Source organism: Paenibacillus sp. SAF-068, assembly GCF_051967555.1.
Lineage (GTDB): Bacteria > Bacillota > Bacilli > Paenibacillales > Paenibacillaceae > Paenibacillus.
In genome coordinates this window covers 2,637,241-2,652,481 of sequence record NZ_JBQCJX010000001.1, presented here as the reverse complement: position 1 = coordinate 2,652,481, position 15,241 = coordinate 2,637,241, and the positions used below count along the sequence as shown (strand labels likewise).

14 protein-coding genes are annotated in these 15,241 nt (G+C 46.4%); 13 read left to right on the top strand and 1 reads right to left on the bottom strand.

Annotated features, from left to right (window positions below; translation table 11 throughout):
• Positions 1 to 25: 25 nt before the first annotated feature.
• The 6 genes from ACTHPG_RS11400 to ACTHPG_RS11375 all read left to right on the top strand — a co-directional run bounded on the left by ACTHPG_RS11400 (position 26) and on the right by ACTHPG_RS11375 (position 5,824).
• The gene (locus ACTHPG_RS11400) at positions 26 to 1,156 is read left to right on the top strand and encodes an ABC transporter ATP-binding protein (protein WP_440389432.1); all 1,131 of its coding nucleotides are present in this window, start codon (positions 26 to 28) and stop codon (positions 1,154 to 1,156) included.
• Positions 1,153 to 2,070, top strand: a complete 918-nt coding sequence (locus ACTHPG_RS11395; RefSeq protein ID WP_440389431.1) for an ABC transporter permease — start codon at positions 1,153 to 1,155, stop codon at positions 2,068 to 2,070. Before ACTHPG_RS11400 ends, ACTHPG_RS11395 begins: the two co-directional genes overlap by 4 nt.
• The gene (locus tag ACTHPG_RS11390) at positions 2,063 to 2,908 is read left to right on the top strand and encodes an ABC transporter permease (RefSeq protein ID WP_440389429.1); all 846 of its coding nucleotides are present in this window, start codon (positions 2,063 to 2,065) and stop codon (positions 2,906 to 2,908) included. Before ACTHPG_RS11395 ends, ACTHPG_RS11390 begins: the two co-directional genes overlap by 8 nt.
• Positions 2,901 to 4,118 carry a M24 family metallopeptidase gene (locus tag ACTHPG_RS11385; protein WP_440389428.1) on the top strand — a complete coding sequence of 406 codons (1,218 nt, stop codon included), beginning with the start codon at positions 2,901 to 2,903 and terminating at the stop codon, positions 4,116 to 4,118. Before ACTHPG_RS11390 ends, ACTHPG_RS11385 begins: the two co-directional genes overlap by 8 nt.
• Before the next feature lie 82 nt (positions 4,119 to 4,200).
• On the top strand, positions 4,201 to 5,388 hold the full coding sequence (locus tag ACTHPG_RS11380; protein ID WP_440389426.1) for an MFS transporter: 1,188 nt from the start codon (positions 4,201 to 4,203) through the stop codon (positions 5,386 to 5,388).
• 85 nt (positions 5,389 to 5,473) lie between these two features.
• Positions 5,474 to 5,824: a hypothetical protein gene (locus ACTHPG_RS11375; RefSeq protein WP_440389424.1), complete on the top strand. Its 351-nt coding sequence runs from the start codon at positions 5,474 to 5,476 to the stop codon at positions 5,822 to 5,824.
• Positions 5,825 to 5,976: 152 nt separating this feature from the next.
• On the opposite strand, the gene ACTHPG_RS11370 is transcribed toward ACTHPG_RS11375, so the two are convergent.
• Positions 5,977 to 6,603 carry an FMN-dependent NADH-azoreductase gene (locus ACTHPG_RS11370; RefSeq protein ID WP_440389422.1) on the bottom strand — a complete coding sequence of 209 codons (627 nt, stop codon included), beginning with the start codon at positions 6,601 to 6,603 and terminating at the stop codon, positions 5,977 to 5,979.
• 236 nt (positions 6,604 to 6,839) lie between these two features.
• Between ACTHPG_RS11370 and ACTHPG_RS11365 the strand changes: the two genes are divergently transcribed.
• The 7 genes from ACTHPG_RS11365 (at position 6,840) to ACTHPG_RS11335 (ending at position 15,160) form a co-directional block, all read left to right on the top strand.
• Positions 6,840 to 7,778, top strand: a complete 939-nt coding sequence (locus ACTHPG_RS11365) for a sugar-binding transcriptional regulator (protein WP_440390228.1) — start codon at positions 6,840 to 6,842, stop codon at positions 7,776 to 7,778.
• A 214-nt stretch (positions 7,779 to 7,992) separates the two neighbouring features.
• On the top strand, positions 7,993 to 8,643 hold the full coding sequence (gene deoC / locus ACTHPG_RS11360) for a deoxyribose-phosphate aldolase (protein WP_440390227.1): 651 nt from the start codon (positions 7,993 to 7,995) through the stop codon (positions 8,641 to 8,643).
• Between the two features lie 235 nt (positions 8,644 to 8,878).
• Complete coding sequence (locus tag ACTHPG_RS11355; RefSeq protein WP_440389420.1) at positions 8,879 to 10,069, top strand: NupC/NupG family nucleoside CNT transporter; 1,191 nt, start codon at positions 8,879 to 8,881, stop codon at positions 10,067 to 10,069.
• 29 nt (positions 10,070 to 10,098) lie between these two features.
• A complete protein-coding gene (gene deoB, locus ACTHPG_RS11350) occupies positions 10,099 to 11,277 on the top strand; it encodes a phosphopentomutase (RefSeq protein WP_440389419.1) in 1,179 nt (392 codons plus the stop codon).
• A gap of 97 nt (positions 11,278 to 11,374) precedes the next feature.
• Positions 11,375 to 12,082, top strand: a complete 708-nt coding sequence (gene deoD / locus ACTHPG_RS11345) for a purine-nucleoside phosphorylase (RefSeq protein WP_017688193.1) — start codon at positions 11,375 to 11,377, stop codon at positions 12,080 to 12,082.
• Positions 12,083 to 12,318: 236 nt separating this feature from the next.
• Positions 12,319 to 13,620 (top strand): pyrimidine-nucleoside phosphorylase, encoded by a 1,302-nt coding sequence (locus ACTHPG_RS11340; protein WP_440389418.1) that lies wholly within the window; start codon positions 12,319 to 12,321, stop codon positions 13,618 to 13,620.
• 325 nt (positions 13,621 to 13,945) lie between these two features.
• A complete protein-coding gene (locus ACTHPG_RS11335; protein ID WP_440389417.1) occupies positions 13,946 to 15,160 on the top strand; it encodes a hypothetical protein in 1,215 nt (404 codons plus the stop codon).
• The last annotated feature ends 81 nt before the right edge of the window (positions 15,161 to 15,241 follow it).

Genomic DNA, 15,241 nt, shown 5'->3' with positions numbered 1-15,241 from the left:
CGGCATGGATGGGAGGGACTCAGAGATGAGCAGCCGACAAGAGACCATATCCATTGAAACAAGGAAAGTCACGAAGACCTATGGGGAACGCGCCGCCGTTGATCAAGTAACACTTCAAGTGAAAAAGGGAGAATTCGTTTCCTTGCTTGGTCCGAGTGGCTGTGGCAAAACAACACTGCTACGCATGCTTGGTGGACTTGAGCAACCGGATCAGGGCACCATTATGCTGGGAGGGCGGGATGTGACCGGCATTCCAGCCTATGGACGCAATAGCAACATGATTTTTCAGCAGCTTGCGCTGTTCCCTCATATGGACGTATTCAACAATATTGCTTATGGGCTAAAGGTGAAGAAACTACCCAAAGCCGATATCCAACGGCAGGTAGGTGAAATGCTTGATCTGGTCCAGCTCGGAGACTATGGCAGGCGTGCTGTATCCGAGCTGTCCGGGGGTCAGGCCCAACGCGTCGCGATTGCTCGCGCACTGATTAACAGACCCGAAGTGCTGCTGCTTGACGAACCTCTCTCTGCATTGGACATGCAGCTGCGTCTCGATATGCAGCGTGAATTGAAACGCATCCAGCGCGAATTCGGAGGAACGTTTATCTTTGTAACTCATGATCAGAGCGAAGCCATGAACATGTCTGACCGAATTGGCGTCATGCGGGCCGGAAAGCTGCTGCAATATGCAACCCCTGATGAGATCTATGAAAGGCCGACCGATAGTTTCGTAGCCAAGTTCATTGGAGATACCAACCTTTTGGAGACGGAAGTGTTAGGGCAGGATGTGAATGGAATTCGGGTGGAATGCTTCGGCAAGCCATTACTGGTGAAAGCCAGTGATGGCAAAGTCGCACCGAAAGCGGGAGCACAACATTCCTTGTCGATTCGCAACGAGTACATTCGACTCGGAGAAGAGGCAACTCATTGCATGAACAAGTTGGATGGACAAGTGATTGAAGCGGTGTACGGCGGAGCAAATATTCGATACAGCGTGCAGGTTGCTGAGGGTTTTCTGATTCAGGCTAGTGTGTTGCATCAACGCGGAGCCCCACGTTATAGTCCAGGCGAACCCATACAAGTTGGCTTTGATCCAGAGGATGCGCTCTTGTTATCTGATCCCATGCATGACCATGTTCAGGGTGCAGAAATATGAACCGGATCGCAGAACGGATCGTGAATTTGTATTCCTTTGGTAATCGCACATGGGTAACCCGGTTGCTGCTTTTGTTGCCTGCACTTGCTCTGATGGGCATCGTGTATCTTGGCGGGTTGCTGATCTTTGGCAGATATAGCTTCGATATCTATGAGAATGGAAAGCTTATTCGCGGCTGGGATTGGGGGACCTATCATGCTTTTCTATCGGATCCTTACTATTGGAAACTGATTGGCACAACATTTCGCATTGCCTTTAAGGTTACGTTATGGAGTCTGTTGCTTGCATATCCACTGGCTTATTGCATAGCGGGTCTTAAGAAGCCTGGCATGAAGCAGTTGTTGCTGCTGCTCACGTTTCTTCCGCTACTGGTCAGCGCGGTTGTACGTTCTTACGGATGGCAGCTTTTACTGTCCAAACAGGGCTTCATGAACTGGTTGTTCATCCGGCTGGGGCTTACCGAGGAAGGATTCAGCATGATCTATAACGAGACTGGTGTTGTTGTTGCACTTGTCCATATTTTCCTGCCATTTATGGTCTTTCCAATCCTGAATGTATTGTCCCAAAGTGATGCTTCCTTAAAGGCAGCTGCTCAGGATTTGGGGGCGGGCAGCTGCCGAACATTCCTGACCATTACTCTGCCTTTATCGGCAAGAGGCATCGCAAGCGGGGTACAGATTGTGTTCACGTTATGTCTCACCGCATTCACCACACCTCAGCTAATCGGCGGGGGAAGAGTCATGACACTCCCGGTATTTATATACCAGCGTACCCTGGACACCAACTGGCCGATGGCTGCGGTTGCCAGTCTGTTCTTGCTTGTGTCTTCCATCGTTGTCTCGTTGCTTGTGAATAAAGGAGCAGAAGTATTGATGTTCCGTCGTTCCCGTAAGGGAGGTCAGGCATATGGTTAAATCAAACAGGGGCACCAAGCTATTGCTTTATATCTTTGCGGGTGCCGTAGCCATTTATTTGCTGCTGCCGCTGCTGATGATTATGTTGACATCTGTAGGCTCTGGTTCAGCCAGCAAATTTCCGCCGGAAGGTCTCACCTTGAAATGGTATGCCAATCTGAGTGAGCAGACCCAGTTTCTTGATGCGTTCAAGAACAGCCTTATTGCTTCCACAGGAGCGGTTCTGCTGGCTTTGATTACAGGTACACTTACAGCGCTAGCGATCGTGCAGTATCCTTTCCCGGGGTCAGGTATATTAAGGGCATTTTTTGTATCTCCGATGGTTATGCCAAAAATTACACTGGGTATCGCATATTTGATTTTATTCTCAAAAATGCATATTGCCGGCGGACTGTTTGCGCTTATTTTGGGTGAAGCAGTCATTGTGCTTCCATTCGTGCTCACTCTAGTGGGGAGTGCGTTAGCCAATCTGCACCCTGCTCACCGGGAAGCTGCCGCGGACCTTGGCGCAGGACCGATGCGTATTTTTTTCACAATTACGCTGCCACAGCTCCGACTATCCCTGCTTCTGTCAGGGTCCATTGCTTTTGTCTTCACTTTCGATCAGGTCGAGGCTGCACTGTTGCTACTCCGTCAGGATAGCTACACGTTGCCAATACAGCTATTCCTGTATATGGAGAAATGGCAGGACCCAACAATTGCTGTTGTGTCTGTTGTTCTGATCGCTTTTGCGCTGGCTCTGTTTATGACAATTAAGCTGGTTTTGCGTTCTGTACCCGGACTTGAGAGTTGGTTGGGTCGCAGGAAAACAAAAGGAGGTCTGGATCAAAATGAATAATCCACAGGATCTACCCCATAGCTCAGGTTTGAATCGGGATCGGGCGGAAGAAGTGATGAACGCTCAGGGGCTAAGTGCCCTGATCGCAACCACTCCCGAGAACATTCAGTATGTCATCGGGTCCCAACTGCGTGCAAGCAATTGGACGATGCAGATTTACGCGGTTTTGCCAGCTGATAGATCCGCTAAGCCGTGTATCATCATTCCAACGAATCGGTTGGGCGTTGTGGCCCAATTCGGTATCACTGGGGTGGACATATTTGCCTACAGTGATTTTTTCGTGGATGGTTCAATTGAAGGAAAACCTTCCACTGACGACATTAATCTGTTCTATTCTCTCCTGCACACGACAGTTATTCATCCAAGCCCTGTGGAAGCGCTCAAGGCAGCATTAAAAAAACTTGAGATCGAAGATCAGCCGATTGGAATCGATGAGATGCGGATCGCTCCCGATATTCTGATGAGAATCAAGGAAGAGGTTCCTGACAGACCGGTAGTTCACGCATATAAGCTGTTCCGACATATCCGTCTGGTCAAGACACCTTTTGAAATCGAGCAACTGCGTCAGGCTGCGCAATTAAATGAACGAATTGAACAGGAACTCATTGACCGGATTGCCGCAGGTGTTCATGAGAAGCAACTTGCTGATCATTACCGTCTGGCTGTGATGAGAGCAGGTGGAACTCCCGCAATGACAGCGGTAGGGGCAGGGCCACGCAGTGCGTTGCCACTCATTGAAAATTATTTTCATACGATTGAGGTGGGTGATCAGGTTCGTTTCGACCTCTGCCTCCAGCTGGAAGGATACTGGGGAGATACGGGCCGTACGGTTGTTGCAGGCGAGCCTACTGCTTGGATGAAAAAACATTTTGATGCCGTCAAAAGTGGCTGGGAGACGGCGCTTGATACCGTACGCCCTGGCGTCAAGGCGTCAGACGTATTCCATGCGGCAGTGTCCCGCGTACAGCGTGAGGGGATTCCGCATTACCGACGTCAGCATGTCGGCCATGCCATCGGGTTGGAACTGTACGACGATATAACTCTCTCCCCGGGTGACCAGCGCATACTGGAGCCCGGTATGGTGCTATGTGTTGAAGTACCATATTACGAATTAGGTGCTGGTGGATTCCAGATCGAGGATACCATTGTCGTAACGCCAGATGGTTATGAGTTTCTGACCCATATGGAGCGGAAACTGTTCACTAAATAACGATAAATGGAAGGCTTCACTGACCGGCGATCAGACCACAGTCGATCCAAGAAGCTTTCTTACTGAGAAAGTTGGAACATCCATGATTCAGCAGGGAACTAAGACGTTTCGTAACATTAGCCTTGCACTGTTCGCCGGAGGTTTTGTCACTTTTGCTTTGCTCTATAGCCTCCAACCCCTGATGCCTGAGATTAGCGAGGCATTCTCCATTACGCCGGCACACGCCAGTCTTACGTTATCGGTAACAACAATCGCCATGGCACTGACGATGCTGTTCATCGGGTCTTTGTCTGATTCTGTGGGCCGACGCTTTATCATGACAGCAGCACTGGTCATATCTTCTGTAATTGCATTGCTGAGTGCGTTCAGCGTGGGGTATCCGGAGCTTCTTCTGCTTCGTATTCTGCAGGGGGTTGCACTCGCAGGGTTGCCAGCGATAGCCATGACTTATCTGTCAGAAGAAATAGAACCTAAAAGTCTTGGTTATGCGATGGGCCTATATATCAGCGGGAATTCGATTGGAGGCATGGCAGGTCGATTTATCAGTGGTGTGGTGACAGATTGGTTCAGTTGGCGCTCTGCTTTGGGCTTCATTGGTATTCTTGGACTGTGTGCCGCTGTTATTTTTTGGCTTGTCATCCCGCCATCTCGTCATTTTGTCAAAGCATCACCCGAATTCAAAAATCCGATACCTCTTTTGTGGTCACAGTGTCGCAATCCAAGGCTGCTGTGCCTGTATGGACTCGGATTTCTCCTGATGGGGGGCTTCGTGACCCTGTTCAACTATATTGGTTTTGAACTAACGGGTGAACCTTATCTTCTCAGTCAGTCCATTGTTGGAAGTATTTTTGTGGTGTATTTGATGGGCACTGTCAGCAGTACATGGATGGGCAGGCTGGCAGACCGGTATGGCAGATCACATGTGCTTGGCATCGCGCTGGGCATTATTCTGGCGGGTGCAGTCTGTACCGTTCATCCAGCGCTTTGGGTCAAGATCATTGGACTCGCTCTGTTTGCCTTTGGTTTCTTTGGTGGTCATTCAATCGCAAGCAGCTGGGTTGGACTCGTGGCCAAACAGCACAAATCCCAGGCTAATGCGTTGTATTTGTTTTTCTACTACCTTGGTTCCAGCATAAGTGGAACAGGGGGCGGACTATTATACAGCCATCTGGGATGGACCGGCATCGTGAGTATGATCGGTGTGTATGTTTTGATCGGTTTTGTCTTGTGTAATTTGCTTGTTCACAGGTTGAAGGGACAGGCTACATAAAGCAACTTTTTCCGACAGCTATTGCATATCCTGAAATACCGAGTATAATACTTGGTAAATAGACGAAAAGGGGATGCAATAAACGATGAAAACACATGCTGAATTGAACTCACTTCTTGTTGACGATTATCTGGATCTCCTGAATATTGCGAAACAGCTAGGCGATGAGGAATGGAAAGATGCCATTCTGCAAGCGTTGAAGGAAGAAGTCGATGCGAATCATCATTTGGATTCAACAGAGGTAAGACAGGATTTATGGAGCCAATTTGAAGGTATTAATGAACAGATGCATGATCTGTTAATGCAACTGAAACATGCTGACAATCCTGAGGAGAAAGAGCAGATTATTGAGATGATCTGGGGATTGAAAGTAGACCGTCATGCCATCACACGTAAACTTGAAACCATGAGCCGTGCCAGCGCTGGACATCAATAAGCTCTAGGTTGATTATACATTGAAAACCCGCGAGTATCCTGGGAATATCCCTAGGAAACACGCGGGTTTTGTTTTAATTTTGTTTAATACACTTTAAGTGAGTGTTCAAAAATCGGTTTTCAGTACGAGAAGATGGGATGAAGTGACTTCTCTTAAAACTGTTTTGCGAAAGTGCGGGCCTGCTCAATAGCTTGTTGTTTGATCTCATCCGCTCGTTCTTTGTATTGGTTATGCCCCTCTACAAAAATGCCATCAAGCTTCGGCACACCGAGGAAAGACATGATAATGCTCAGATAACGGTGACCTGATTCCATCTGTGCCGCTGGGCCTTCAGAATAAATGCCGCCGCGGGCCTGAATATGCAGTGCTTTTTTGTCAGACAACAGTCCGACAGGACCTTGTTCGGTGTAACGGAATGTTTTGCCAGCTACACAGATGGAGTCCACATAAGCCTTCAGGATGGGAGGGAATGAGAAGTTCCACATCGGGGTTACAAAAACATATTTATCTGCTGAGGCAAATTGATCCGACAGTTCATTCAAACGGCTTACTTTGGCCTGCTCTTCGGAAGTTAGGTCACTGCCCGATTGCAGTTTGCCCCAGCCACTGAAGACATCCGCATCGATATGCGGAATATCCGAGCGATACAGATCAAGGTGAACAACCTCATCTGAAGGGTTACTTTCACGATACGCATCAATAAATGCTTTACCCGTAGCCATGCTGAAGGAGGTTTCATGATCATGAGGATGGGCAGTAATATACAATAAGGTAGACATGTTGTTCTTCCTCTCTGTGCGATTAGTGGGGTGAACCGATCTTGGAAATGATGAAGCGACCGCAGTAGTATGTATCGTTTTCCCCGTTTTATACGTCGGATGAAAATTAAAGGGATTGATCATGAAACTGAATTGAATGCTATATAGTGACCAGATACTCAATCCATGTATAATATACAGGACGAGCATTTATTTTCCAACGATAATAGGGATGAGTGAGATGAGCGCACATGGGAATGGACCTGGAGAAGCAACGATTAAGCATTGAAGCAGCGAAATTGTATTATCAGTCCGATTACAGCCAGCAGGATATTGCCGCAAGATTGGGTGTGTCGCGACCAACAGTATCAAGGTTACTTCAGTACGCCAAAGATCGTGGATACGTCCGGATTGAAATTATGGACCCGCTGGAGGATATCGATATCATTGCCGCAGAACTCAAGGCGAAATATGATCTCGATACGGCACTTGTGTGTTTTGCACCGCTGAAGAGTGATGAAGAGATACAGAAGCATATCAGCAAACGAGCAGCAGACTACCTCCAAGAGACGGTTCAGGATGCAGATATTATCGGGGTGACTTGGGGGACAACCATGCATGCCGTAGCACGCCAGCTTCGTCCCAAGCAGGTGAAAGGTGTCGAAGTCGTGCAATTGAAGGGGGGCGTAAGCCACTCCCATGTTAATACGTATGCCGCTGAGATTGTTCATTTGTTCGCTGAGGCATTCCATACGGTACCGAGATATTTGCCCCTGCCGGTTATTTTCGACAACATTGAAGTGAAAAACATGGTGGAAGCCGATCGGCATATCGGCAGAATCGTAGAGCTTGGCAGACAGGCCAATATTGCTTTGTTCACCGTGGGCACTGTGAAAGAAGATGCGTTATTGTTCCGGCTCGGCTACTTTAATGAAGAAGAGCAACAATTACTGATGAACTCCGGTGCAGGTGACATTTGTTCACGCTTTTTTGATGCGGAAGGTCAGTTGATCAGTGAAGAGATTAACAGCAGAACCGTTGGAATTGATCTGGCCGAGTTGAGAAATAAGGAAAAATCAATCCTGGTCGCCGGGGGCCAACGCAAAATTGAAGCCATTCACGCTGCGCTTAAAGGCCATTATGCGAATATTTTGGTTACGGATCAGTATACAGCACAGGCTTTACTGCGATTCTAATTTCAAATGGATATGGATGACAACATCTGCCACGCAAAAAGGGCGGATGTTTTGCTTTGTAAGGCAGAAAATATAACGAAGCAAGCACTGTAATTTAAATTGTGAACAAAAGTTCAAGTTGATTTTTACATATGTTCATGATAGTGTAAGGGTATAGAAAATAACTAGTTCAGATAAGGGAGAGATTCAATTGACTACACCACAATTAGCTAAAATGATCGACCATACGTTGCTTCGTGCGGACGCAACGCAAAGTGAAATGGCCAAGTTAACCGAAGAAGCGAAGCAATACCAGTTTGCTTCCGTATGTGTTAACCCGGGTTGGGTTGCTTATGCTGCTGAGCAGTTGCAGGGTACTGGCGTAGATATCTGTACTGTTATCGGATTCCCTCTGGGCGCATCCACATCGGAGACAAAAGCTTTCGAAACCAAGGATGCGATTGCTAAAGGTGCAACTGAAGTCGATATGGTCATCAATATCAGTGCACTGAAAGATGGCAAAGATGATTACGTTGAACAAGATATTCGTGCTGTGGTAGAAGCGGCCGCGGGTAAAGCTTTGGTGAAAGTCATTATTGAAACTTGTCTGTTGACAGATGAAGAGAAAGTACGTGCTTGTCAGGCAGCTGTACGAGCTGGAGCTGATTTTGTTAAAACTTCTACAGGTTTCTCCACAGGTGGAGCAACGCCAGAAGATATCGCTTTGATGCGTCGTACTGTGGGTCCTGATGTTGGGGTTAAAGCTTCCGGTGGCGTACGTAGCCTGGAAGATATGCAGAAAATGATCGAATCGGGTGCGACACGGATCGGTGCAAGCTCTGGCGTGAAGATCATGCAGGGTGGCCAGTCTACATCTTCTTATTAAGCAAAAGCATCTTATCAAGGCAAGAAAAAGGTTGATAAATAAAAGTAATATTATATTCTCTGTGCTTGGGCGTTCGTCTCAGGTACGGGGAATATCATTTACACATATTTTTCTAATTAACGGATCTTATTGTAAGCGCTTCATAAGTTTTCTGAAAGCTGCATGATTCATGTTGTTTAAAGACCTTTGAGCTGCATTCCACATCCGGCTTAACTACCTTCAAAGGAGAGATCAAATGAAATTTTTAATTGCCATTATCGGCTTGCTTGTTGTTTTTGGACTGGCTTATATCGCAAGCAACGGTAAGAAGAAGATTCGCTACCGGCCGCTGGTCGTTATGGTTGTTTTACAAGTGATCCTGGCGTATGCCTTGCTGAATACAGGGGTCGGGACCTGGCTGATTGGCGGTTTCGCGACTGTGTTTAAAAGTTTGCTTGACTATGCAAATGAAGGAATCGCGTTTGTATTTGGTGATTTAATGAAGGTTGAAGATGCAACTGGCGGTGTTCCGTTCTTCCTGAACGTCCTGATGCCGATTGTTGTTATCTCAGCTCTCATTGGGATATTGCAGTATATCCGAATCTTACCTTTTGTTATAAAATATATTGGTCTGGTATTAAGCAAAATCAACGGAATGGGCAAACTGGAATCATATAACGCGGTTGCTTCGGCTGTATTGGGGCAATCTGAAGTGTTCATTTCTGTGAAAAAACAAATTGGGTTGTTGCCAAAACATCGGCTGTACACCTTGTGTGCTTCGGCGATGTCCACGGTATCGATGTCGATTGTCGGTGCCTATATGTCCATGATTGATCCGAAATATGTGGTTACGGCACTCGTGCTGAACCTGTTTGGCGGTTTTATCATAGCTTCCATTGTGAATCCTTATGAGGTAACCGAGGAAGAAGATATATTGGAAGTGCAGGAAGAGGAGAAACAATCCTTCTTCGAAATGCTGGGCGAGTACATCCTGGATGGATTCAAAGTCGCCATCATTGTAGCTGCGATGTTAATTGGTTTTGTCGCCTTGATTGCGTTGGTTAACGGAATTTTCAGTGCGGTGCTTGGCATTTCGTTCCAGGAACTGCTTGGTTATGTGTTTGCACCACTTGCCTTTATTATGGGTGTTCCTTGGAAGGAAGCGATTCAGGCGGGAAGTATTATGGCAACCAAAATGGTATCCAACGAATTCGTTGCCATGCTTGCGCTGGCGAAGGAGACCGTATTGTCTGCCAGAACAACAGGGATCGTATCCGTCTTCCTTGTATCGTTCGCAAACTTCTCCTCCATCGGTATCATTGCCGGTGCGGTGAAGGGACTTCATGAGAAACAAGGTAATGTGGTCGCCCGCTTCGGTCTGAAACTGCTTTACGGTGCATCGCTTGTCAGTGTATTGTCAGCGATCATCGCCGGACTGTTCTTGTAAACCGGATTATTGGAAGGAGTGCTTAGGTTATGTCAACATTTAAAAGAGTACATCTGATCGTTATGGATTCTGTAGGGATCGGCGAAGCGCCGGATGCAGCAGAATTCGATGATTTTGATGTAGATACCTTTGGTCACATTGCACGTGAACGCGGAGGTCTGAACATGCCTCACATGGCCAGTCTCGGACTGTCCAACATCAAAGAAATCGAGGGTGTACCTGTAGCGGATGCACCTAAAGCGTATTACACCAAGATGCAGGAAGCATCCAGAGGCAAAGACACGATGACAGGTCACTGGGAGCTGATGGGTCTATACATCGATACACCTTTCCGTGTATTCGAGAATGGTTTTCCCGATGAGTTGATTCAGCGCATTGAAGAGAAAACGGGCCGCAAAGTGATCGGTAACAAACCGGCCAGCGGAACTGAGATTCTGGATGAGCTGGGTGCAGAGCATGTCGAAACTGGCGCGCTCATCGTGTACACATCCGCGGATTCCGTTCTGCAAATTGCAGCACATGAAGATGTTGTTCCGCTGAAAGAACTGTATGAGATCTGTGAGTTCTGCCGTGAAATTACCCTTGAAGATCCCTACATGCTCGGCCGCATTATTGCACGACCATTCGTAGGTGAGAACGGTGACTGGAAACGTACTGCGAATCGTCATGACTATGCACTTAAACCTTTTGGTCGTACGGTGATGAATGAACTGCAGGATGGTGGATTTGATGTGATTGCTTTGGGTAAAATCGCGGATATCTACGATGGTGAAGGTGTGACCAAAGCTGTTCGTACCGTCTCCAACATGGACGGCATGGACAAGTTGTCTGAAACGATGGATGAAGAGTTCACTGGACTCAGCTTCCTGAACCTGGTTGACTTTGATGCGCTGTACGGTCACCGTCGTGATCCGCAAGGCTATGCTCAGGCGCTTGAAGACTACGACGCAAGGCTGCCAGAGATTTTTGCCAAAATGACCAACGATGATCTGCTGCTGATTACAGCCGACCATGGTAACGATCCAACATACCGTGGTACAGACCATACACGTGAATATGTACCGTTGCTTGCCTACTCTCCGCGCTTTAGCGAGGGCAAAAAGCTTGATCTGCGAAGCACATTTGCTGACCTTGGCGCAACCGTAGCCGAGAACTTTGGAGTGAAAATGCCAGAATACGGCACAAGCTTCCTAAAGGATCTGAAATAGGTTTTTGCTGAAAACTGGATAGGGGATGTCGGAGCAGCTGTGCTGCTCCGGTTCCTGCCATCATAATAGACCATATTTAACTGGAGGAGATTCATTCATGAGTACACATATTGGAGCAAAACCCGGAGATATCGCAGAAACGATCCTATTGCCAGGAGACCCTTTGCGCGCGAAGTATATTGCAGATACGTACCTTGAAGACGTTGTATGTTACAACGAGGTTCGTGGAATGCTCGGTTACACAGGTACATATCAAGGACACCGGATTTCGGTGCAAGGCTCAGGTATGGGTATTCCGTCCTTTGCAATCTATGCTAACGAGTTAATCAGTGAATATGGCGTGAAAAACCTGATCCGTGTAGGTACTTGCGGCGGTATGCAAGAGCATGTACGTGTACGTGACGTTATCCTTGCACAAGCAGCATGTACAGATTCCAGCATGAACAAACACGTATTCGGTGGATACGATTTCTCGCCAATCGCTACGTTTTCCTTGCTGAAAGAAGCATATGACCGTGCAACTGCTAAAGGCATGAAGATACACGTCGGTAACGTGTTCAGCTCCGATTCCTTCTACCGCGACGACCGTTCCGTAACCGAGAAGTTGATGAAACATGGCGTACTCGGCGTAGAGATGGAAACAACAGCACTCTACACCATCGCTGCCAAGTTCGGTGTTAACGCACTGACCATCCTGACGGTAAGTGACCACCTGCTGACAGGCGAAGAAACATCTGCCGAAGAGCGCCAAAAAACGTTCAACGACATGATGGTAGTGGCTCTGGACACAGCAATCACACTGTAATTGTTGCATTCATAATCATTTGATTTTAATCGAAACTTTTGTTTGAAGCACGGAGTGAAGGACCCGGAATCGATTCTGAAGAAGCGTTAGCGTTCGCCTTTGTCACCGAGTTTTCCCATTGTAAAATGGATCAAAAAACTTGGAGACAACAGCGATCGTAAGAACGATCCGGGGCCGTAACGGTCTAACTACAAAGTGTTCTATACAATCAATTTCACACACAAGGAGAGATCATCATGAGAATGGTAGACATTATTGCCAAGAAACGCGACGGTAAAGAACTGACAACTGCTGAGATTGACTTTGTTGTTCAAGGATACACACAAGGAGAGATCCCGGATTATCAAGTCAGCGCATGGGCTATGGCGGTATTCTTTAAAGATATGACCGACAAGGAACGCGCGGACCTAACGATGTCGATGGTGAATTCCGGTGAAACGATTGACCTGTCTGCTATTGAAGGTATCAAAGTAGACAAGCACTCCACAGGAGGAGTGGGTGATACAACGACACTGGTACTCGCTCCGCTCGTTGCTGCGCTGGATGTTCCTGTTGCCAAAATGTCCGGACGTGGACTTGGTCACACAGGTGGTACAACAGATAAGCTGGAGTCCGTCGCTGGATTCCACGTTGAGCTTGAAAAAGAAGAGTTCATTCGTCTCGTCAACGAACACAAGGTTGCGGTTATCGGACAAAGTGGTAACCTCACGCCAGCAGACAAAAAGCTGTATGCCCTGCGCGACGTAACAGCTACGGTTAACTCCATTCCACTGATCGCCAGCTCCATCATGAGCAAGAAAATTGCAGCAGGTGCAGATGCAATCGTATTGGATGTTAAAACGGGTGCCGGTGCATTCATGAAAACAACGGGAGATGCTAAAGAATTGGCACATGCCATGGTAAGTATCGGTAACAACGTTGGACGTAAAACGATGGCGGTAATCTCCGATATGTCCCAACCACTGGGTCTGGCGATTGGTAACGCGCTTGAAGTGAAAGAAGCCATCCTTACCCTGCAAGGGAAAGGTCCGAAAGATCTCGAAGAACTGTGTCTGGCACTTGGACGTCAGATGGTATTCCTTGCTGGCAAGGCAGATTCCTTGGAGCATGCTGAGGAGAAATTGAAAGAAGTGATCCAGAACGGTAAAGCACTGGAGAAATTCAAAGATTTCCTGGCTAATCAAGGCGGAGACGCTTCGGTTGTGGATCATCCAGATCGTTTGCCACAAGCACAATACCTGGTTGAAGTCCCAGCAGACAAAGACGGCTATGTTGCCGGAATCGTCGCTGACGAAATCGGAACGGCAGCAATGCTGCTGGGCGCAGGCCGTGCAACAAAAGAGTCTGAGATCGATCTCGCGGTTGGTCTGATGCTGAACAAAAAAGTTGGGGACCCAGTTAAAGCTGGTGAGTCCCTCGTAACGATTCATGCCAACCGTGAAGACGTAGCAGACGTCATCGCGAAGATCAAAGAAAACATTACGATTGCGGATCATGCCGATGCACCTGTATTGGTCCATGATATCGTAACCGAATAATAAATCATCAGAGTAGATGAGATGAAATCTCACTCCTGACCGAACATGAAAGCCCCGAAGCTATGTTATCCATAGTTTTGGGGCTTTTTAATATACGATTTATGAGGAATTACATTATATTTTGTGTGACTATATTTACTCCTACTTCAATATCTGAGATAATATTAAAGTTATATTTTTCCTTTTAAGGAGGGTAGGAATTAGGTTAATAAAAGGGTCAGATTAGTCTTTCTGAGGTCCGAGGTATCTAAAGAAAGCTATAATTTATTCATTAAGACGGGGAAGTTAGATTTTTAGCAAGTACATACTTTAGGAGGAATTCAAGTTGTTTACCGAATCTAAGAAAAAATTATCTAAAAGAACATTTGTTGTGTTGAACGTTCTCATTTTATTTTTGGTTGCGACAGTTCAATTGAGAGCCGAGGCAGCCAATCCAGACTTTGCTTCTGGTGAACTGGAGGCGGGAGCAATTATGCAGTGGGGAGGAACAGCACTCCTAGCAGCAGCGGGAAATGCAACAAGTATTGACCCCGTTATTATGGAGCAATTTCATCAATTTGGACAACAGGCATGGCAAGATGCAGATGTATCTACAAAAACAGAAATTACGTCCTCCATCCAGGGGTACGACGATTTATGGGGTACCAATAGAAAGTTCAGTCTACAGTGGTCCTCAGATGCGCAGATTTATTTGGTGAAAAAATGGAATGAATACTTTGGTGCGGGAGCACTGATTAATGCTTCAAACAATAAAATAGATACAGTTGCTACAATTAATTCGGTTATTATGAATTCAATTGCTGATGCAAGAATGGCTGATACAGGATTTTATCGAGACTTAGGATTCATAAAAAATGCGTTTGGAAAAGATATTTTTCTTAGAGGAGTACAGATAGATTATCATGGAACAATAAATATAAGTTTTAATGAACCTTATACAATTCCGAGTGACAGCCCGCTATTAAAAAAGAAGTTTCCCAACGCGCTTGTTGCTTATCGCGAAGCGGTAAAGGAGTTAGGGATCAAGCCTACATATCAAACCGTACAGCCTCGTTTTGGATTACATCAGCATCCTTACACTCGTTATGAACCTTTAGCCTTCCCTGAAGCATTCCCAACAAGACTAACCATTCCCGCTCTTAAAGGAATTGTTAATAATCAAGGTGTAATAACAACTCTCGAAAAACCAAATATTGGTCGGGTCGGAAACAGTTTATCAGGAGAAATCGCCATTAGTTACCCTACATATATTGGAGACACAGGTACCTTCACAAATGCGGATTCCGTAACTCAGACACCTCCAGAAGAACCTGTTAGTGGTGGTGGGAATGGTAATGGAGATGGAAGCTCCAATGAAACGCCTACTTATTCACCGCTTGATCTTATTGTATACAAAGCTATGGTGCAATTCATACAAGAATACCGACTTAATCATTCGAATAACCTGGACCAGTTGCTGGATTATATGAAAATAAATGATTCCGGTAAGCCATCCAACAAGCAAGTTTGGAGTGAGTGGCTAGGAAGCTTCAACCAATAAAGACTTAAAAACACACTATGAAATGTATAGTGTGTTTTTTTGTATTCATCATTTTAGGTTTCTTATAACCCTACGTATCTT

Excerpts from the sequence above, each read along its gene's own strand:
- ACTHPG_RS11400 (WP_440389432.1), top strand. The coding sequence starts at position 26 with ATGAGCAGCCGACAAGAGACCATATCCATTGAAACAAGGAAAGTCACG.
- ACTHPG_RS11395 (WP_440389431.1), top strand. The coding sequence starts at position 1,153 with ATGAACCGGATCGCAGAACGGATCGTGAATTTGTATTCCTTTGGTAAT.
- ACTHPG_RS11390 (WP_440389429.1), top strand. The coding sequence starts at position 2,063 with ATGGTTAAATCAAACAGGGGCACCAAGCTATTGCTTTATATCTTTGCG.
- ACTHPG_RS11385 (WP_440389428.1), top strand. The coding sequence starts at position 2,901 with ATGAATAATCCACAGGATCTACCCCATAGCTCAGGTTTGAATCGGGAT.
- ACTHPG_RS11380 (WP_440389426.1), top strand. The coding sequence starts at position 4,201 with ATGATTCAGCAGGGAACTAAGACGTTTCGTAACATTAGCCTTGCACTG.
- ACTHPG_RS11375 (WP_440389424.1), top strand. The coding sequence starts at position 5,474 with ATGAAAACACATGCTGAATTGAACTCACTTCTTGTTGACGATTATCTG.
- ACTHPG_RS11370 (WP_440389422.1), bottom strand. The coding sequence starts at position 6,603 with ATGTCTACCTTATTGTATATTACTGCCCATCCTCATGATCATGAAACC.
- ACTHPG_RS11365 (WP_440390228.1), top strand. The coding sequence starts at position 6,840 with ATGGACCTGGAGAAGCAACGATTAAGCATTGAAGCAGCGAAATTGTAT.
- deoC (WP_440390227.1), top strand. The coding sequence starts at position 7,993 with ATGATCGACCATACGTTGCTTCGTGCGGACGCAACGCAAAGTGAAATG.
- ACTHPG_RS11355 (WP_440389420.1), top strand. The coding sequence starts at position 8,879 with ATGAAATTTTTAATTGCCATTATCGGCTTGCTTGTTGTTTTTGGACTG.
- deoB (WP_440389419.1), top strand. The coding sequence starts at position 10,099 with ATGTCAACATTTAAAAGAGTACATCTGATCGTTATGGATTCTGTAGGG.
- deoD (WP_017688193.1), top strand. The coding sequence starts at position 11,375 with ATGAGTACACATATTGGAGCAAAACCCGGAGATATCGCAGAAACGATC.
- ACTHPG_RS11340 (WP_440389418.1), top strand. The coding sequence starts at position 12,319 with ATGAGAATGGTAGACATTATTGCCAAGAAACGCGACGGTAAAGAACTG.